An 18,621-nucleotide genomic window follows, 5' to 3' on the forward strand; every position below is an offset into this window, starting at 1 on the left:
GAGGAAAAGACCATGTCCAGCCGTCGTCATCTCCTCTTCGCCGCCGGCGGCGCGTTGCTGGCCAGCCCGGCACTGGCGCTGGCCGAGCGCCTGCTGACGCCACGGCAGACGCTCGGCCCCTTCTACCCCGACCAACTACCGCTGGATGACGACAACGACCTGGTGCGAGTCGAAGGCCAGGCCGCAGAGGCACGCGGAATTCGCGTGCAACTGCATGGCTCGATCCTCGATGCGGGCGGTCGACCACTGGCGGGGGCGCGGGTGGAAATCTGGCAAGTGGATGCCAACGGTATCTACCTGCACAGTCGCGGCGGTGACCGCCAGAGGCTCGATCCCGGGTTCCAGGGTTATGGCCGTTTCACCACCGCGGCCGATGGGCGCTACCGCTTTCGTACCATCCGCCCGGTGCCCTATCCCGGCCGCACGCCGCATATCCATCTGGCGGTGACCCTGCCCGGCCTGCCGCGTTTCTCCACCCAGTGCTATGTCCAAGGCGAACCGCTCAATCAGCGCGATGGCCTGCTCAACGCGATCCGCGACCCACGCTTGCGCGAACTGCTGGTCGTGCCCTTCGTGCCGGTGAGCGGGCAGACCGACGAACAGGTTGCCCGCTTCGACGTGGTGCTCGGCATCACCCCGAGCGCTTGAATGGATGATTACAACGGCCAGATCCACAGCAGCATGGGCACACTGATCAGCACCACGAGGATCTCCAGTGGCAGGCCCAGGCGCCAGTAGTCGCCAAAGCGGAAACCACCGGGGCTGAGGATCAGGGTGTTGTTCTGGTGGCCAATGGGCGTGAGGAACGAGCAGGAGGCGCCGATAGCCACGGCCATCAGCAGCGAGTCCGGGCTGACGCCGAGCTGGCTGGCGGCGCTCAGCGCGATGGGGCACATCACAGCTGCAGTCGCCGCGTTGTTCATGAAATCCGACAGGGTCATGGTCACCACCAGCAACAGGGTCAGGGTGATGATGGCGTTGCCCTGTGCCAGGTTCTCCATCAGCAGGCGTGCCAGCAGATCGGCTGCGCCCGTGGCGGACATCGCACCGGCTACCGGCATCAAGGCCCCGAGCAACACGATCACCGGCCAGTCGATGGACTCGTAGACGGCGCGCAGCGGCACCAGACGCAGCAGCATGTAGGCCAGGACACCGCTGGCGAAGGCAATCGCAGCCGAGAGCAGGCCGAAGGCGGCGGCAGCGATGGCCAGCAGCATGATGCCGAGCGCGAGATTGGCCTGACGCGGATCGGGAATGTTGATGGCGCGTGCGGCCAATGGCACGCAGTCATAGTCGCTGGCGAACTCGCCGATATCCTCGGCGCTGCCCTGCATCAGCAACACGTCACCGCCCTGGATCAGGGTCGAGCGCAGGCGCTTGATCGAGCGATGGCTCTGTCTGGAGATCGCCAGCAGGTTGATGGAATAGCGGCTGCGCAAACGCGTGCTGCTGGCAGAACGACCGATCAGTGACGAGTCGGGTTTGACCAGCAGCTCCTGCATGGCGCGGTCTTCGCCGTTGCTGGCCTTCTTTTCTGTATCTGCGTCCTGGTCCTGCCGCTGCTCGGCTTCCTCGGCTTCGCGCTCGGCCTCCAGCAACAGGTCCAGCTGGCCGAGCACTTCGCCCAGTTCTTCAGGGTCGGCCTCGATCACCAGTACGTCGTCGGCCTGCAGCACGCGCCGAGGGTTGGGCGCAGTCAGGCGCAGCTTGTTGCGCACCATGGCCACCACCTGGGCGTCGGCCTCGTCGAGCAACTGTTCGATCTCGCGCAGGGTCTTGCCCTGGGCCTTGCCGCCTTCCTTGACTCGCGCCTCGGTCAGGTAATGGCCGGTGTCGAAGCTGGCGGCGTTACCGACTTCGCGCTTGGGCACCAGGCGCCAGCCGAGCAGGGTGATGAACAGCACGCCGGCCACTGCCACGGCGACACCGACCGGGCTGAAATCGAACATGGCGAAGGGACCGCTGCCATTCTGCGCGCGAAAGCTGGAGACGATCAGGTTCGGCGGTGTACCGATCAGCGTGGTCATGCCGCCGAGGATGGTGCCGAAGGCCAGCGGCATCAGCACGCGCCCCGGCGGCAGTTCCAGGCGTGCAGAAATCTGCAGGGCGATGGGCATCAGCAGGGCGAGGGCGCCGACGTTGTTCATGAATGCCGAGAGCAGCGCGCCCAGGCCGGTCAATGCGGCGATCGACAGCAGCACGCCAGCGCCGCTGGGCAGCAGTCGTTGGGCCAGTCGACTGACCGCCCCCGTGCGCTGCAAACCATGGCTGAGTACCAGCACGCAGGCGACGGTGATCACCGCCGGGTGACCGAAGCCTGCAAAGGCTTCGCGCTCGGGCACCAGGCCAACGATCACGCACGCCAACAGCGCGCCCAGCGCTACCACGTCATGGCGCCAGCGGCCCCAGATGAACAACCCCATGCTGGCAACGAGAATGACGAAAATCAGGCCTTGTTCGAGCGTCATGAGGCGGTGCCGTCCCTGTTATGTGCAGACTTCTGGTCTGCTGTTCATAGCAGAGTCTGCGCCGCGTCGGCAGTTCCCGCTGCGCCGTCGAATGGGGCGCAATAGTCCAGCCTCAGACGTATTGCGCGGCGGCGTAGCCCGACGCCCAGGCCCACTGGAAGTTGAAGCCGCCCAGGTGGCCGGTGACGTCGAGCACTTCGCCGATGAAATACAGCCCCGGTACCTTGAGCGACTCCAGTGTCTTGGATGACACCTCGTCGGTATTCACCCCGCCCAGGGTCACTTCTGCCGTGCGGTAGCCTTCGGTGCCTGCCGGTACCAGCTGCCAGTCGGACAGGCGCTCGGCAATCGTCTTGAGTTCGCCGGGCGTGTACTGTTTGAGCGGTTTGTTGCTGAACCAGCTGTCGACCAGCAGGGTCGCCATCTTCTTGGTGAACAGCTCGGCCAGCAGGGTTTTCAGCTCGCTGTTGCCACGCTCGCGCTGCTGGGTGGCCAGCCATTCGGGCAGATCGATATGCGGCAGCAGGTCGATATGCACGGTATCGCCCGGCTGCCAGTAGGACGAGATCTGCAGGATCGCCGGGCCGGACAGGCCACGGTGGGTGAAGAGGATGTTCTCGACGAAACTCTGGCCATTGCAGCTCACCCGGCAGTCCTCCACCGAGGTGCCGGAAAGCTCCGTGCACAGCGTCTTGAGCTGCGGGTCGGTGAGGGTGAAAGGCACCAGCCCGGCGCGGGTAGGTAGCAAATCGTGGCCGAATTGCCTGGCCACCTGATAACCGAAGCCGGTGGCGCCGAGGGTCGGGATCGACAGCCCGCCGCTGGCGATCACCAGTGACTGGCAGGCCACTTCGCCGAGGTCGCTTTGCAGAAGGAAACCACCTTCGGTCTTCTCGATACTGTGTACCGCCGTATTCAGGCGAATCTGTGCGCCAGCCTCGGCACATTCGGCCAGCAGCAGTTCGAGGATGTCGCTGGACTTGTTGTCGCAGAACAGCTGGCCGAGCTTCTTCTCGTGGTAGGGCACACCGTGCTTGGCCACCAGGCCGATGAAGTCCCACTGGGTGAAGCGCGCCAGGGCGGACTTGCAGAAGTGTGGGTTGCCGGAGAGGAAGTTGTTCGGCTCGCAGTACAGGTTGGTGAAGTTGCAGCGGCCACCACCGGACATGAGGATTTTCTTGCCGGCCTTGTTGGCATGGTCGAGCACCAGCACGCGGCGGCCACGGGCTGCGGCAGTGGCAGCACACATCAGCCCGGCGGCGCCTGCGCCGATGATCAGTACGTCGGTTTGCAACACGAAATGTCCTCAGGTGAATCGATGACGCAGCCAGCGCTGCGTGAAAACCGCTGAAGTTTACCCGAAGCCGCTCTGCGCCGACTTTTCTGTCGCCGTGTGGCTGGCAAGCGTGTAACGCCCGATCGACTGTCTCAGATATGAGACAGTGACGAGTGGCGTTGTGCCTGCTATCACTAGAACAGATCATCTCGGATGGACCGCCACCCATGCTCGCAGTGCGTGCCTGGCTATTGCTCTTGCTGCTGTCGCCGGTATTGGCCTCGGCCGAGCTGTTGCGCCTGGTGGCCGACCCCTGGCCGCCGTTCAATGATCAGAGGCTGCCCGGCAAAGGTCTGGCCAGTGATCTGGTGGAGCAGGCGCTCGCCCGTGCCGGCTACACCACCCGCTATGTGGAGGTGCCCTGGGAGCGTGCGGTGCTGGGGCTCAAACGTGGCGATTACGATGTGCTGATCAACGCCTGGTACAGCGCCGACCGCACCGAGTACGGCTATTTCTCCCGGCCCTATCTGGTCAACCGCATCCGCTTCATGCGGCGCAAGGGGAGCGACATCCAGTTCGAGACCCTGGCCGATCTCTACCCGCACAGCATCGCGGTGGTCAGGGGCTATGCCTATTCCAGGGAATTCGACAGCGATCCGCAGCTGCTCAAGGTTGGTGTCGGCAGTTTCGAGATCGCCGCGCGGATGCTGCATGCCGGGCGCGTCCAGCTGGCGCTGGAGGACGAGCTGGTCGCGCGCCACCTGCTGGGGCGCACGCTGAGCGCCATCCGCGATGAACTGGAGTTTCTGCCGCTGCCCCTGAGCGAGAACGGCCTGCATCTCCTGATACGCCGCAGCCATGCGCAGCATCGCGACATTGCCAGGCGTTTCGATGCGGCGATCCAGGCCATGAGCGACGACGGCAGTTATGCCGCGACGCTGCAGCGCCACAGCCCCTGATCAGGCCAGTATGGTACGGGCACGCCCCTGTTGCTTGGCCCGGTACAGGCGAATGTCGGCCTCATGCAGCAGGCTTTCCAGATCCTCGGGTTCACCCTGATAGAGGCCCGCGCTGAACGATAGCGCGGGCGCGCCAGCGGCATAGTGCAGGCTGGCGCACTGTCGGCGCAGTTTATCCAGAGCCTGGGCCACATGATCCGCGCCATGCAGGGTCAGCAGGGCAAATTCCTCGCCGCCCAGACGGCCCAGCAGCATGTCGGGGAAGGCATTGCTCATCGCCCGGGCGAACACCACCAGGGCGCTGTCGCCACTGGCATGGCCGAAGCCATCGTTGATCTGCTTGAAGTGGTCGAGATCGAGCATGGCCACGCTGACCTCGCGACTTTCCCGTTGCGCCTTCTGCAGTATCTGCATGCCTTGTTCGTAGAAGGCGCGGCGGTTGTTCAGGCCGGTCAGGGCATCGAACTGCGCGGCCTTTTTCAGTGCGCGCAACAGGTCGCGTCGCTCCAGGGTCGACATTACCCGGCAGTTCAGCTCTTCAGGGCAGAAGGGTTTGCGCAGGAAGTCGTCGGCACCGTGCTTGATGAACTGCGCACTGAGCGAGCCCTTGGGGTCGGCGGACACGCCGATGATGATCAGGTCATTGAGGCGCAGTTTCTGGCGCAGCAGCTTGACCAGCTCGAAACCGCTGACGCCGGGCATGGCATGGTCGAGCACCAGCAGGTCGATATCCGGGTGCTCGCCCAACTGGCGCAGGGTCTCCCTGCCGTCGCTGGCCTCGATGATCTGATAGTGGTGCGGCTCGAGGATATGACGGATGTAGTGGCGCTGCGCCGTGGAGTCGTCGGCGATGAGAATCTTGATATGGCTGTTGTGGTCGAGTCGGTGCAGAAGACGAAAGGCGTACTCGTAGGAGTGCTGGCTCTCCTTGAGCACGTAGTCGACCACGCCTTTCATCAGCAATTCGTCGCGGCGCTGTTCGTTGTAGCTGCCACTGAGCACGATGCATGGCAGGTGATAGCGCATCACCAGATCGACGCTCTCGCCATCCGGCGCATCCGGCAGGTGCAGATCGACGATGGCAGCGAAGAACAGTGCCGCCGAGGTCTCCAGCATGACCTCCGCTTCTGCCAGTGACGCGCAGAAGATCGGCTCCAGATCGGTTTCCTGACGAAACAGATGCTCGAGGATCTTCAGTACCAGTGGGCTGTCTTCAATGACCAGAATATTGCGCATGGGTGACTCCGGCCCAGGCCGTTTGACTCGTTATATCAGCCTTACAATAGACGCACACGCAGCGTTCTGCCCTTGATCTTGCCTTCGGTGAGGCGCTTGAGCGCCTGGCGGGCGACGTCGCGTTCGACTGCGACATAGGCCTGGTAGTCGAACAGGGCGATCTTGCCGACCTGGCTACCGGGCAACCCGGCGTCGCCGGTCAGGGCTCCGAGGATATCGCCGGGGCGTAGCTTGTCCTTGCGTCCGGCGCCGATGCAGATGGTGTGCATCGGCGGCAGCAGCGGCTCACCCGTCGCCTTGGCGGCGGGCAGCGGGTACCAGGCCAGTTCCTTGCCCTGCAGGGTTTCGATGGCCTGGGCACGACCGGCTTCAGCGGGCGCCACCAGGCTCAGTGCCAGACCTTTCTCGCCAGCGCGACCACTGCGGCCGATGCGGTGGATATGCACCTCGGCATCACGCGACAGCTCGACGTTGATCACCATTTCCAGCCCGGCGATATCCAGGCCGCGCGCCGCGACGTCGGTGGCCACCAGCACGCTGAGGCTGCGATTGGCGAACAGGGCGAGAATCTGATCGCGATCGCGTTGTTCCAGGTCGCCATGCAGGGCGGCGGCGGAAATCTTCTCGGCCTCCAGCTGTGCGGCCAGCTCGTCGCACTGTTGGCGCGTGGCGCAGAAGGCCACGGTCGGTTGCTTGCGGAAATGCCGCAGCAGGGTGCTGACCGCCTCCAGGCGCTGGCCCGGCGCTATTTCGTAGAAGCGCTGTTCGATCTGCCCGTCGTCGTGCTGTGCCTCCACTTCGACCCGCTCCGGGCTACGCAAAAAGCGTGCGGCAAGCTGCTCGATGGCGGGCGGGTAGGTGGCGGAGAACAGCAGGGTCTGGCGCCGCGCTGGGGTCTGTTCGATGATTTCGCTGATGCTGTCGATGAAACCCATGTCGAGCATGCGGTCGGCTTCGTCGAGCACCAGGGTGTTGAGCCCATCGACTTTCAGTGTGCCCTTGCGCAGGTGCTCCTGCACGCGTCCCGGCGTGCCGACGATCACGTGCGCACCGTGCTCGAGCGAGCCGATCTGCGGGCCGAAGGGTACGCCGCCGCAGAGGGTGAGCACCTTGATGTTGTCGGCAGCACGGGCCAGGCGGCGGATTTCCTTGGCCACCTGATCGGCCAGTTCGCGCGTTGGGCACAGCACCATGGCCTGGCAGCCGAAGTAACGCGGGTTGAGCGGGTGCAGCAGGCCGATGCCGAAGGCTGCGGTCTTGCCGCTGCCGGTCTTGGCCTGGGCGATCAGGTCGCGGCCCTTGAGAATCAGCGGCAGGCTGGCAGCCTGAATGGGCGTCATCTCGGCATAGCCGATGGCGGCGAGGTTGGCCTGCATGGCGGCAGAAATGGGCAGGCTGGCGAAGGCAGTAGCGGTCACGGCAAGACTCGGGGGTGGAGAAACAGGTCGGCAGTGTAGCAGGCCCGCTCATTCGTCCGCTGAAACCTCGATATTGCGCCCGCTACGGCCGTCTTTGGTGTCCAGTTGCAGGAAGATCGCCGCCGCCAGCATCGACAGCAGGCCAACGCACAGGTAGGTCGCCTGGAATGCCTGCAGTATATGGTCACTGCCACCCAGTTCACGGCTGAAGCCGCTGAGCAGCGCCGCTGCCGAGGCAACGCCAAGGCCCATCGCCAGTTGCACCACCACCGACAGCAGGCTGTTGCCGCTGCTGGCGTCGCGGTTGTCCAGGTCGATCAGCGTCACGGTGTTCATCGCGGTGAACTGCAGGGAATTGCAGGCGCCGATCAGGCTCAGCTGGATGATCAGCTGCAAGGTCGAGGTGTGTGCATCGACCAGGGCCAGGCTGGCGATCAGGGCGCCGAGCAGCAGGGTGTTACTGGTGAGGATATTGCGGTAGCCGAGGCGTTCGATCAGCGGTCTGGCCAGGGGTTTGGCCGCCATGGCCGCCAGCGCCAGGGGAATCAGGCTCATGCCGGCCTGAGCCGGCGAATAGCCCATCGCCAGTTGCAGCAGCAGCGGCGTGAGGAAGGGCAGCGCGCCGCTGCCGAGGCGGGCGAACAGGTTGCCGATGATGCCCACGGCGAAACTGCGGGTGTGGAACAGCGAGGGTGAGAACAGCGGCTGTTCGATACGTCCGGCACGCAGCCAGTAGGCGGCCAGGCAGGCCATGCCGCCGAGCAACAGCAGCACCACGCGCATGGTCGGCAGGTGCAGGTCGCCGAGCCCTTCCAGCGCCACGGTGATCAGCAGCATCGCCGCGCCGAACAGCAGGAAGCCGGCGGTATCGAAGCGGCTGCGCTCAGGGCCGCGCAGGTCGGGCATGTGACGCCATACTGCCCAGCAACCGAGCAGCCCCACCGGCAGGTTGATCAGGAAGATCCAGTGCCAGCTGGCCACCTCCACCAGCCAGCCGCCGAGGCTCGGGCCGATCAGTGGGCCGAGCAGGCCGGGCAGGGTGATGAAGCTCATGATTCGCACCAGCTCCGAACGCGGATAGGCGCGCAGCACCACCAGGCGTCCGACCGGCATCATCAGGGCACCGCCCAGGCCCTGGATGACCCGTGCACCGATCAGCATGTTCAGCGACTCCGACAGTGCGCAGAGCAGCGAGCCGAGGCTGAACAGGGCAATGGCGCCGAAGAAGATGCGCCGCGTGCCGAAGCGGTCGGCTATCCAGCCCGAGGCCGGGATCAGCAGGGCCACGGTGAGCATGTAGGCGATCACCACCGACTGCATGCGCAGCGGGTCTTCGTCGAGGTCGCCAGCCATGGCCGGCAGTGCGGTGTTGAGGATGGTGCCATCCAGCGTCTGCATGAAGAAGGCGATGGCGACGATCCAGGGCAGCAGGCGGGCGGTTTTGGGGTCGAGCAGGGTGGGGTTGGTCATGCTGTTCTCATGGTCTGTGCGCTTCACTCTAGGCCGCTGACCGAGCCCGGGCAACTGCGGGCTGCCGATGTGCAAGCAGGTGCCAGAGGTGATGCTACGCTGGGGTGACTGGCACATCGCCCCGCAAGGGCTAAGGACGGCGTCATGCGCTGGTTATCTCTGTGGCTTTCGCTGGCCTGCCAGCCGCTGCTGGCGGCCGAGTGGTTTCCCTATCCGGTACGTGCCGATGGCCGCATGCTGGATTACCGACCATTGCCGGTGGCCAGCCAGCCCTGGCGTATCTGCGCGCTGCTGCCCCATGGCAAGGACCGCTACTGGTGGGGCGTGGCCTGGGGGCTGGATCAGGAGGCCAGACGTCTTGGCGTGCGGCTGGGCATCTACGAAGCCGGTGGTTACGAGCATGCCGATGTACAGCTCGAGCAGTTCGAGCATTGCGTGGCCGGTGGCGCCGACGCGTTCGTCGTGGCCAGCATCAACACCTATGACCTGTGCAGCGCGGCCGAGGTGCAGAGCAAGGCCGGTCGGCCGGTGATCGATCTGGTCAATCGTCTGGAATGCCCGGGGCTCAGCGCGCATTCGCGGGTCGACTTCGCCGACATGACGCGTGCCACGCTCAAGTATCTGGTGCGTATCAGCGGCGGTCGGCCGATTCAGGTCGGCTGGCTACCCGGACCGGCCGATGCCGGCTGGGTGCAGGATGCCGAGCGCGGTCTGCGCGATGCCTTGCCTGCAACCCGGGTGAACCTGATCCATGGCGGCTATGGGCCGGTGGATCGCAGTCGGCAGGCGCAGTTGGCGCGCGAGCTGTTCAAGCAGCATCCGCATCTCGATTACCTGATTGCCAATGCCGAGGCCGCGGCCTTCTCCGCGCAACTGGTGCGCAATATCGGCTCCGAGACACAGGTGCTGTCGCTGTACGCCACCGAGCGGGTGCTGGAGCAGATTCGCGAGGGCCAGGTACTGGCTGCGCCCACCGATTCACCGGTGATTCAGGCGCGCATCGCACTGGATCTGGCCGTACGTGGTCTGCAGGGAGAAAAACTGCCGCAGCTGGTGAGCCCGCAGATCGAGATGCTCGACGCCGGCTCACTGGAGCGTTTCGATCTCGGCCGGCTGATGCCGCCCGAGGGGCACTGGATGATCCGCCAGGAATTACCCGACTAACCTGTCTTCCTGCCTGCGCAGCGGCGTACCCCGCACCGGGCGTTCGCCCGCGACGAAGTAGGGCGCGTTGCTGCGCGGCAGTGGCTGGCGCCCGCGAATGCGGTCGGCAATCTTCTCGGCGATCATGATGGTGGTGGCGTTGAGGTTGCCGGTGATGATCTCCGGCATGATCGACGCATCCACCACGCGCAAGCCCTGCAGACCATGCACGCGGCCCTGACCATCGACCACCGCCATGTCGTCCTCGCCCATCTTGCACGAGCACGACGGGTGGAAGGCGGTTTCGGCATGCTCGCGAATGAAGGCATCCAGCTCGGCGTCGCTCCGTACATGCGCGCCAGGGCTGATTTCACGGCCACGGTAAGGATCGAGCGCCGGCTGCGCCATGATCTCGCGGGTAAGGCGTATGCCGTCGCGAAACTCCTGCCAGTCCTGATCGGCGCTCATGTAGTTGAAGAGGATGCTCGGGTGCTGGCGCGGGTCCCTGGACTTGAGCTGGATGCGCCCACGGCTGGGCGAGCGCATCGAGCCGACGTGAGCCTGGAAACCGTGCTCGTTCACCGCGTTGCTGCCGTTGTAGTTGATCGCCACCGGCAGAAAATGGAACTGGATGTTGGGCCAGGCGAACTCCGGGCGCGTGCGGATGAAACCGCCGGCCTCGAACTGGTTGCTGGCGCCGATGCCGTTGCCGGCGAACAGCCATTGCGCGCCGATGCCCGGCTGGTTGAGCAGCTTGAGCGCCGGGTACAGCGACACCGGTTCGGTGCAGGCGTACTGCAGGTACATCTCCAGGTGATCCTGCAGGTTCTGGCCGACGCCGGGCAGTTCATGTACCAGCGGGATATCCAGCTCGCGCAGCAGCGCGGCGGGGCCGACGCCTGAGCGTTGCAGAATCTGCGGCGAGGCGATGGCGCCGGCGCACAGCAGCACTTCACGACGGGCACGGGCTTCGGTGGCGTCGTTCGAGTGGCCGATCAGGTAGCTGACGCCGCTGGCACGCTTGCCGTCGAACAGGATGCGGTCGGTGGTGGCATGGGTGACGATGGTCAGGTTGGGCCGCGCCCGAGCCTGGTCCAGGTAGCCGCGCGCAGTGCTGGCACGGCGACCTTCCGGGGTCACGGTGCGATCCATCGGGCCGAAGCCTTCCTGCTGATAGCCGTTGAGATCGTCGGTGCGCGGATAGCCCGCCTGCACGCCGGCCTCGACCATGGCGTGGAACAACGGGTTGTTGCCGGCCTTGGGCGTGGTCACGCTGACCGGGCCGTCGCCGCCGTGGTAATCGTTGGGACCGATGTCGCGGCTTTCTGCCTTGCGAAAATACGGCAGGCAGTCGAGATAGCTCCAGTCTTGCAGCCCCTTGGCCGTGGCCCAGTTGTCGAAGTCCAGCGCATTGCCACGGATGTAGCACATGCCGTTGATCAGCGATGAGCCGCCCAGGCCCTTGCCGCGTCCGCATTCCATGCGGCGGTTGTTCATGTACGGCTCGGGGTCGGTCTCGTAGGCCCAGTTGTAGCGCCGGCCCTGCAGCGGGAAGGCCAGGGCGGCGGGCATCTGGGTACGGAAGTCGAGGCGATAGTCCGGCCCGCCGGCTTCGAGCAGCAGCACGCTGACGTCGGCGTCTTCGGTCAGTCGGGTGGCCAGGACGTTACCGGCCGAACCGGCGCCGATGATGATGTAGTCGAATTCCTGGGTCATGGCTCCTCCTGTTGCCCGGCTGTGATCCGGGAACACGCGGTGATTGTTCCCGGATTGCATCCGGGCTACGGGGCGGCGGCTTGTTGGTGGGAGCGGATTTATCCGCGATGTCTTTCGCGGCTGAAGCGGTGCGCCGCCCGACCGCCCCCACGCGGTGGTGGGGTTCAGAACACCGAGGTGTAATCGCCCATTTCCAGCTGCACCGATTTGATACGGGTGTAGTGGCCAAGGGTGACCAGGCCGTTCTCGCGGCCGACACCGGACTGCTTGTAGCCGCCCACCGGCATTTCGGCCGGCGACTCGCCCCAGGTGTTGATCCAGCAGATGCCGGCTTCCAGCTTGTGGATCACCCGGTGTGCGCGATTGAGGTCGCGGGTCACCACGCCGGCAGCCAGGCCGTAGTCGGTGTCGTTGGCGCGGCGGATCACTTCCTCTTCGTTGTGGTAGATGAGAATGCTCATCACCGGGCCGAAGATTTCCTCGCGTACGATGCTCATGTCGTCCCGGCAGTCGGTGAATACGGTGGGGGCGACGTAGGCGCCCTTGGCATAGTCGCCATCGATGACGCGCGAACCGCCGATCAGCAGGCGTGCGCCTTCGTTGCGGCCCTGCTCGATGTAGCCGAGCACGCTTTCCATGTGCGCGTAACTCACCAGCGGGCCGAAGTTGGTGGTGTCGCTGAGCGGATCGCCCAGGCGGATGCGTTTTACCCGCTCCAGCACCTTGGCCTCGAAACGCGCCTGCAGCATGCGCGGCACGAACACGCGGGTGCCGTTGGTGCACACCTGGCCGGAGCTGTAGAAGTTGGCCATCACCGCGATGTCGGCGGCGCGGTCCAGGTCGGCGTCCTCGAATACGATCAAGGGCGACTTGCCGCCCAGTTCCATGGTCACTTCCTTGAGGCTGGAACTGGAGGCGCTGGCCATCACCTTCTTGCCGATGACGGTGCCGCCGGTGAAGGAAATCTTCTCGATGCCCGGGTGCTCGGTCAGCCATTGGCCGACCTCGCGGCCGCTGCCGGTGAGCACGTTGAACACGCCGGCGGGCAGGCCGGCCTCGGTGTAGATCTCGGCCAGTTTCAGCGCGCTCAGCGAGGTGACTTCGCTGGGCTTGAAGATCATCGCGTTGCCAGCGGCGAGGGCCGGGGCGGATTTCCACAGGGCGATCTGGATCGGGTAGTTCCACGCGCCGATGCCGGCGACCACGCCCAGCGGCTCGCGGCGGGTGTAGATGAAGGAAGTCTCGCGCAGCGGGATCTGCTCGCCCTCGATGGCCGGGATCAGGCCGGCGTAGTACTCCAGCACGTCGGCACCGGTGACGATGTCGACGTAGCGGGTTTCGGACAGCGGCTTGCCGGTGTCGAGGGTTTCCAGCTCGGCCAGTTCATCGTTGCGCGCACGCAGAATATCCACGGCCTTGCGCAGGATGCGCGAGCGCTGCATGGCCGTCATCGCCGCCCACACCTTCTGCCCTTCGGCTGCGCTGGCCACGGCGCGGTCGACATCCGTCTGGCTGGCGCGCTGCACCTTGGCCAACACCTCGCCGGTGGCCGGGTTGATGCTGTCGAAGGTTTCTCCACTGCTGGCGGCGACGTACTGGCCACCGATGTAGAGCTGCTGTTCGGCGAAACGGGGCATGGGCTGTCCTCTGCACTTGGCAATCTGCTTGGAGAACAGCCTATTTTATTTAAATTGAACGATCAATCAATAAAAACGACCCGGCGTGACCAAAAGCGACATGGCGGGCGCCACTTGTCCTTGGCGCCGCTTCGGCTGTGTGCAATTTCCGTTCGGGACGTTTGGGGATGCTGGTGCGCACGGCCAAGGTGGCCTCGCGACACCCTACGAGGCGTTGCCCGCAGCCCGTAGATTGGCCTGGGTGGGCTGTAGGGTGGGCTTCAGCCCACCAAACTCAAAAATGGACCGTCGCCCCCGATGTGCCTTCGCGACAGGCTAGCGGGCTTTGTTCAACTGCAGGTCGAGATAGTCGTAGGCGATGCGCCGTGCCTGCTCGGTGTCGAAGGCTTCGCCGGAAAGCGCGCCGCGCAGCCACAGGCCATCGATCAGCGAAGCCAGGCCGCGAGCTGCGAAACGGGCCTGATCCTGCGGCAGCGCGCGATGGAACTGGCCGCACAGATTGGAGTACAGGCGGTGATCATTGACCCGCTGCAAGCGGCGCAGGGCAGGCTGGTGCATGCTGCTGGCCCAGAACGCCAGCCAGGTTTTCATTGCCGGGCCGCTGACCTGGCTTTCATCGAAGTTGCCATCGATCATCGCCTTCAGATGCGCGCGCGGGCTGTCTTCGCGCAAGGCGCGACGGCGTGCTCCCACTGCATCGCTGAGCGCCTGCATCAGATGGCGCATGGTGGCTTCGAGCAGACCGTTCTTGTCGTTGAAGTAGTGGCTGATGATGCCATTGGAGACCCCGGCCAGGCGGGCGATATAGGCGATGCTGGCATCGGCCATGCCGACCTGGTCGACGGCTTCCAGGGTGGCGGCAATCAACTGCGAACGACGAATGGGCTGCATGCCGACCTTGGGCATGGGGATCTCCAGCGGGGAAGTTGTGCCGGAGTCTAGGCGGATTTTGATCGTTCGATCAATTACCTGGGCAGGGTGCGCCATGCGCACCGGCTTGTCGCTGATGGAGCCCGGTGCGCACGGCGCACCCCAGGGTAAGCGACAAAGCGGGCCGAAGCCCGCTTTGTGATGTGACTGCAGGAAGGCTTACTTCAGCCACTGCGCAACGCGATCCGGGTTCTTGGCGATCCAGTCCTTGGCGGCCTGGTCCGGCTTGGCGCCTTCGCGGATGGCCAGCATCACCGCGCCGACTTCTTCACCGCTCCAGGAAATCTTGCTGAGGAAGGCGGCAGCGTCGGCGGCCTTGCCCTTCAGTTCCGGGTTGGCCACGGTATCGACGCGCTCGTCGTCACCAAAGACTTTCTTCGGGTCTTCGAGGAAGCGCAGTTTCCACTTGGCGAACATCCAGTGCGGAATCCAGCCGGTGACCACGATCGGCTTCTGCGCCTTCTCGGCGCGGGTCAGGGCGGTGGCCATGGCCGGACCGGAACTTGGCATCAGCTTGATGCTGGCCAGGTTGTATTCCTTGATGGCGTCTTCGGTGCGGCGCATCACGCCGGCACCGGCGTCGATGCCGGTGATCTTGCCGTCGAAGTCCTTGGCGTACTTCTCCAGGTCTTCGATGCTCTTGGCTTGTACGTAGTCCGGCACGATCAGGCCGATCTTGGCGCCGGAATAGTTGGTGCCGAGGATTTCCACCTTGTCCTTGAGCTTCTCGAAGTATTCGCCATGGGTGGCCGGCAGCCAGGCGGAGAGGGTGGCATCGAGGTCGCCACGGGCTACGCCCTGCCACATGATGGCGGGTTCTACCGGCTTCAGTTCGACCGTGTAGCCGAGTTTGCTTTGCAGGATTTCACCGGCGACATGGGTGACGGCGACGCTGTCGTCCCAGCCGTTGACGTAGCCGATCTTCAGGGTAGGTTTGTCGGCGGCGAGGGCGCTGCCCATGCCAATGGCCAGGGCGGCAGCGCCGAGGCAGAGGTGCTTGATTACGCGCATGTTTGTTGTGCTCCATCAGTGAGTGGCAGTTGCAAGATCGTTGACTGGCTCGTTCTCATTGCGGGCCTTGCGAATCCGTGTTGCGCAGCAGATTGCCGGTTCGCGGGCAAAGTCTCCCCGTCACGGCCAGAAATCAGCCGCTAGTGGTTTACGAGGAGGTTTCCGGGCTCGAACCCTGAGGTTCGAGCCCGAATCAGGTCGTGGCTTGTTACAGCCCCACGTGTTTCTTCACGGCGGCAACGCCGTCCTGGCCGTCAAAGGTGGTGACGCCGCTCAGCCACTGGTCGAGGATCGCCGGATTGGCCTTGATCCACTCCTTGGCGACGGTCTGCGGGTTTTCCTTCTCCAGGACCTTTTCCATCAACTGGCTTTCGATATCGACGGTGAACTGCAGGTTGTTCAGCAGCTTGCCGACATTCCCGCAGCGCGCCTCGTAATCCGGCGGTACCACGGTGTAGACCTTGGCCGCGCCGTAGTCGGGGCCGAACACATCGTCACCGCCGGAGAGGTAGGTGATGTCGTGCTGGGTGTTCATCGGGTGCGGCGCCCAGCCGAGGAAGACCACCGGCTCTTTCTTCTTGATCGCGCGCGATACCTGCACCAGCATGCCGGCTTCGCTGGACTCGACCATGCGGAAGCCACCGAGGTCGAACTGGTTGTTCTTGATCATGCCGTCGATCAGCAGATTGCCGTCGTTACCCGGCTCGATGCCATAAATCTTGCCGCCCAGCTGATCCTTGAACTTGGCGATGTCCTGGAAGCTCTTCAGGCCGGCTTCGGCCGCGTAGGTCGGCACGGCCAGGGTGTACTTGGCCCCTTCGAGGTTGGCCTTGGGCAATACCTTGACACCGTCGTTCTTGAGGAAGGGCTCGATCACCGAGTCCATCGACGGCGCCCAGTAGCCAAGGAACACATCGACCTGGCCGCTCTTCACGCCGGTGAAGGCGATGGGGACCGAAGCCATGATCTTGCGCGGCTGATAGCCCAGACCTTCGACCAGGGTCATGGCCACACCCGTGGTGGCGGCGATGTCGGCCCAGCCAATCTCGGCGAAGCGCACCTGCTTGCAGCTCGCCGGCTCAGCGGCCATGGCGCCCTGCATCAGTGCGCAGGACAGCAGGCCGATGGCGGCGGTGGTCTTGATCATTTTCATCTGCGGTTCCCTGTGAAGTGAAAAAATGTTTACTGGCGCTGCAGCTTGCCGCTGAACCAGGCAAAGATGCCGCCGCGGGCGGCCTGCTTGGTGCCGAAGCTTTCAGTGATGCGGTCGAGAATGATCGCCAGCAGCACCACGGCCATGCCGCTTTCGAAGCCTAGCCCGATGTCCAGGCGCTGGATACTCGCCAGCACATCGTTACCCAGGCCACCGGCGCCGACCATCGAGGCGATGATCACCATCGACAGGGCCATCATGATGGTCTGGTTGACCCCGGCCATGATCGACGGCATGGCGTTGGGCAGTTGTACCTTGAACAGCAACTGGCGGCTGGTGCAGCCGAAGGACTGGCCGGCTTCGACGATTTCCTTGTTCACCTGGCGAATGCCCAGGCTGGTCAGGCGTACCGCCGGCGGCATGGCGAAGATCACCGTGGCGATGATGCCGGGCACGCGGCCGAGGCCGAAGAGCATGGCTGCCGGAATCAGGTAGACGAAGGCCGGCATGGTCTGCATGAAGTCGAGGATCGGCCGGATGATGGTCGCCACGCGCTCGCTCCTGGCGGCCCAGATGCCCAGCGGAATACCCAGCAGCAGGCTGATCAGCGTCGAGGAGAAAGTCAGCCCCAGGGTTACCACGGTCTGTTCCCAGAACCCGGTCATGACGATGAGGATGAACGCCACGGCGGTGAATACCGCGAAACGTGCGCCGATGCGCCACAGGCCGAGGGCGACGAAGATGGCGATCAGCAGCCAGGCCGGCGGCAGCATCAGCAAGGCTTCGATGCCTTCGGAGAAACCGCTGACCACTTTGCCGATGCTGTCGAAGGCACCGCTGTAGTTGTCCAGCAGGTGCTGGACGACGTCGTTGACCCAGCTACCCAGGTCGAGTTTCTTGTCACTCATGGGATTCCCCCTGCAGTCGGGTCAGCAGACGGCCCTTGCTGATGGCGCCGCAGTAGTGGCCTTCGGCGTCCACCACCGGAATTGGACCTTCGTTGTCCACCAGGCGCGTGATGACGTGTTCCAGCGGCATGTCTTCGGGTACCGGCACCACCTGCTTGAGCGCATCCGCCTCGAGAGGCCTGGGTTCGTCGCCGTCGACCATCAGGGCGATCTTTTCCAGGCTGATGGAGCCCTGGAAGTTGTTCTGCTCGTCGACGATGAAGGCGTAGTGCTTGTCCAGCGCCTGCAAGTCCTTGCAGATCACTGCCGCATCCGGCGCCTTGCCGTTGTAGACGTAGGTCGGCACGCTGTCGGCCTTGAGCTGGCCGGCGGTGAGGTAGCGGCTGGTGTCGACGGTGTCGAAGAAGTTGCGCACGTACTCGTTGGCCGGGTTCTCGATCAGTTCCTGCGGGGTGCCGACCTGGATCAGCTTGCCGCCTTCCATGATGCCGATGCGGGTACCGATGCGCATGGCTTCTTCGATGTCGTGGGAGACGAAGATGATGGTGCGCCGGTGGGTCTTCTGCAGCTCCAGCAGCACGTCCTGCATCTCGCGGCGCTTGAGCGGGTCGAGGGCGGAGAAGGCCTCGTCCATGATGATCATCGACGGGTTCACCGTCAGCGCGCGAGCCAGGCCGACGCGCTGCTGCATGCCACCGGAGAGCTCGTGCGGGTACTTGTGGGCGAAGGTGTCCAGGCCGACCTGCTTGAGCACTTCCATGGCGCGCCTCTCGCGCTCCTTGCGGCCGGTGCCGGCCACTTCCAGACCGAAGGCGGCGTTGTCCAGCACGCTGCGCGAAGGCATCAGGGCGAAGGACTGGAAGACCATGCTCATGTCGCGCCGGCGCAGGTCGATCAGTTGCGATTGCGGCAGCTTGGCCACGTTCTGGCCATCGATGTAGACATCACCGGCGCTGGGTTCGACCAGGCGGTTGATCAGGCGGATCAGGGTGGACTTGCCAGAGCCGGACAGGCCCATGAGAACGAATATCTCGCCCTCTTCGACACTGAACGACACATCGCTGACGCCGATCACGGCGCCTTTCTCGGCCAGAATCCTCTCCTTGCTCCAGCCTTCCTTGAGCAGGTCGATGGCTTCTTGTGGGTTGGAGCCGAACACCTTGTACAGGTGTTCGACCACGATCTTTCCAGACTGCATGGGACGTTTCCCCTTCAATCGGCATCCAGTTCACGCTGGCACGGCTGGGCACGCATCATCGAAGCGTAGATCAGCTGTGTCAGGCCTCTGATACCTGT

15 protein-coding genes are annotated in these 18,621 nt (G+C 64.3%); 3 read left to right on the forward strand and 12 right to left on the reverse strand.

Features of this window, described 5'->3' with window-relative positions; all coding sequences use genetic code 11:
- Positions 1–12: 12 nt before the first annotated feature.
- The gene (locus ACN0X6_RS15730) at positions 13–648 is read left to right on the forward strand and encodes an intradiol ring-cleavage dioxygenase (protein WP_417705285.1); all 636 of its coding nucleotides are present in this window, start codon (positions 13–15) and stop codon (positions 646–648) included.
- An 8-nt stretch (positions 649–656) separates the two neighbouring features.
- Here the strand turns inward: ACN0X6_RS15730 and ACN0X6_RS15735 are convergent, their stop codons facing one another.
- Positions 657–2,468: an SLC13 family permease gene (locus ACN0X6_RS15735; RefSeq protein WP_417705287.1), complete on the reverse strand. Its 1,812-nt coding sequence runs from the start codon at positions 2,466–2,468 to the stop codon at positions 657–659.
- A 112-nt stretch (positions 2,469–2,580) separates the two neighbouring features.
- Positions 2,581–3,765: an NAD(P)/FAD-dependent oxidoreductase gene (locus ACN0X6_RS15740; protein WP_417705288.1), complete on the reverse strand. Its 1,185-nt coding sequence runs from the start codon at positions 3,763–3,765 to the stop codon at positions 2,581–2,583.
- Positions 3,766–3,971: 206 nt separating this feature from the next.
- Between ACN0X6_RS15740 and ACN0X6_RS15745 the strand changes: the two genes are divergently transcribed.
- The gene (locus ACN0X6_RS15745; RefSeq protein ID WP_417705290.1) at positions 3,972–4,703 is read left to right on the forward strand and encodes a substrate-binding periplasmic protein; all 732 of its coding nucleotides are present in this window, start codon (positions 3,972–3,974) and stop codon (positions 4,701–4,703) included.
- Here ACN0X6_RS15745 and ACN0X6_RS15750 read toward each other — a convergent pair whose 3' ends face one another.
- Genes ACN0X6_RS15750 through mdtD form a run of 3 tightly spaced genes read right to left on the reverse strand, consistent with a single transcriptional unit; the run spans position 4,704 to position 8,827 of the window.
- A complete protein-coding gene (locus ACN0X6_RS15750; protein ID WP_417705292.1) occupies positions 4,704–5,939 on the reverse strand; it encodes a diguanylate cyclase domain-containing protein in 1,236 nt (411 codons plus the stop codon).
- 41 nt (positions 5,940–5,980) lie between these two features.
- A complete protein-coding gene (gene dbpA / locus ACN0X6_RS15755; RefSeq protein WP_417705294.1) occupies positions 5,981–7,357 on the reverse strand; it encodes an ATP-dependent RNA helicase DbpA in 1,377 nt (458 codons plus the stop codon).
- 48 nt (positions 7,358–7,405) lie between these two features.
- Positions 7,406–8,827 (reverse strand): multidrug transporter subunit MdtD, encoded by a 1,422-nt coding sequence (mdtD, locus tag ACN0X6_RS15760; protein WP_417705296.1) that lies wholly within the window; start codon positions 8,825–8,827, stop codon positions 7,406–7,408.
- Between the two features lie 144 nt (positions 8,828–8,971).
- On the opposite strand from mdtD, the gene torT reads away from it, so the two are divergent.
- On the forward strand, positions 8,972–9,991 hold the full coding sequence (gene torT / locus ACN0X6_RS15765; RefSeq protein WP_417705298.1) for a TMAO reductase system periplasmic protein TorT: 1,020 nt from the start codon (positions 8,972–8,974) through the stop codon (positions 9,989–9,991).
- On the opposite strand, the gene betA is transcribed toward torT, so the two are convergent.
- From betA to ACN0X6_RS15800, 7 genes are all read right to left on the reverse strand, one after another.
- Entirely contained in the window at positions 9,980–11,686 is a 1,707-nt protein-coding gene (gene betA, locus ACN0X6_RS15770) for a choline dehydrogenase (RefSeq protein WP_417705300.1), read from the reverse strand. The genes torT and betA overlap by 12 nt on opposite strands.
- Positions 11,687–11,850: 164 nt before the next feature.
- On the reverse strand, positions 11,851–13,323 hold the full coding sequence (gene betB / locus ACN0X6_RS15775; RefSeq protein WP_417705302.1) for a betaine-aldehyde dehydrogenase: 1,473 nt from the start codon (positions 13,321–13,323) through the stop codon (positions 11,851–11,853).
- Positions 13,324–13,638: 315 nt separating this feature from the next.
- Positions 13,639–14,229 (reverse strand): transcriptional regulator BetI, encoded by a 591-nt coding sequence (gene betI, locus ACN0X6_RS15780; protein WP_417705304.1) that lies wholly within the window; start codon positions 14,227–14,229, stop codon positions 13,639–13,641.
- A 183-nt stretch (positions 14,230–14,412) separates the two neighbouring features.
- The gene (locus ACN0X6_RS15785) at positions 14,413–15,264 is read right to left on the reverse strand and encodes a glycine betaine ABC transporter substrate-binding protein (RefSeq protein WP_196475526.1); all 852 of its coding nucleotides are present in this window, start codon (positions 15,262–15,264) and stop codon (positions 14,413–14,415) included.
- A gap of 208 nt (positions 15,265–15,472) precedes the next feature.
- Positions 15,473–16,417: a choline ABC transporter substrate-binding protein gene (locus tag ACN0X6_RS15790; RefSeq protein ID WP_417705306.1), complete on the reverse strand. Its 945-nt coding sequence runs from the start codon at positions 16,415–16,417 to the stop codon at positions 15,473–15,475.
- Positions 16,418–16,446: 29 nt separating this feature from the next.
- A complete protein-coding gene (locus ACN0X6_RS15795) occupies positions 16,447–17,325 on the reverse strand; it encodes an ABC transporter permease (RefSeq protein ID WP_417705308.1) in 879 nt (292 codons plus the stop codon).
- The gene (locus ACN0X6_RS15800) at positions 17,318–18,523 is read right to left on the reverse strand and encodes a quaternary amine ABC transporter ATP-binding protein (protein ID WP_417705310.1); all 1,206 of its coding nucleotides are present in this window, start codon (positions 18,521–18,523) and stop codon (positions 17,318–17,320) included. The genes ACN0X6_RS15795 and ACN0X6_RS15800 overlap by 8 nt, the downstream gene beginning before the upstream one ends.
- Between the last annotated feature and the right edge of the window lie 98 nt (positions 18,524–18,621).

Source organism: Pseudomonas sp. (assembly GCF_048269965.1).
In the GTDB taxonomy this organism is placed as follows: Bacteria; Pseudomonadota; Gammaproteobacteria; order Pseudomonadales; family Pseudomonadaceae; genus Aquipseudomonas.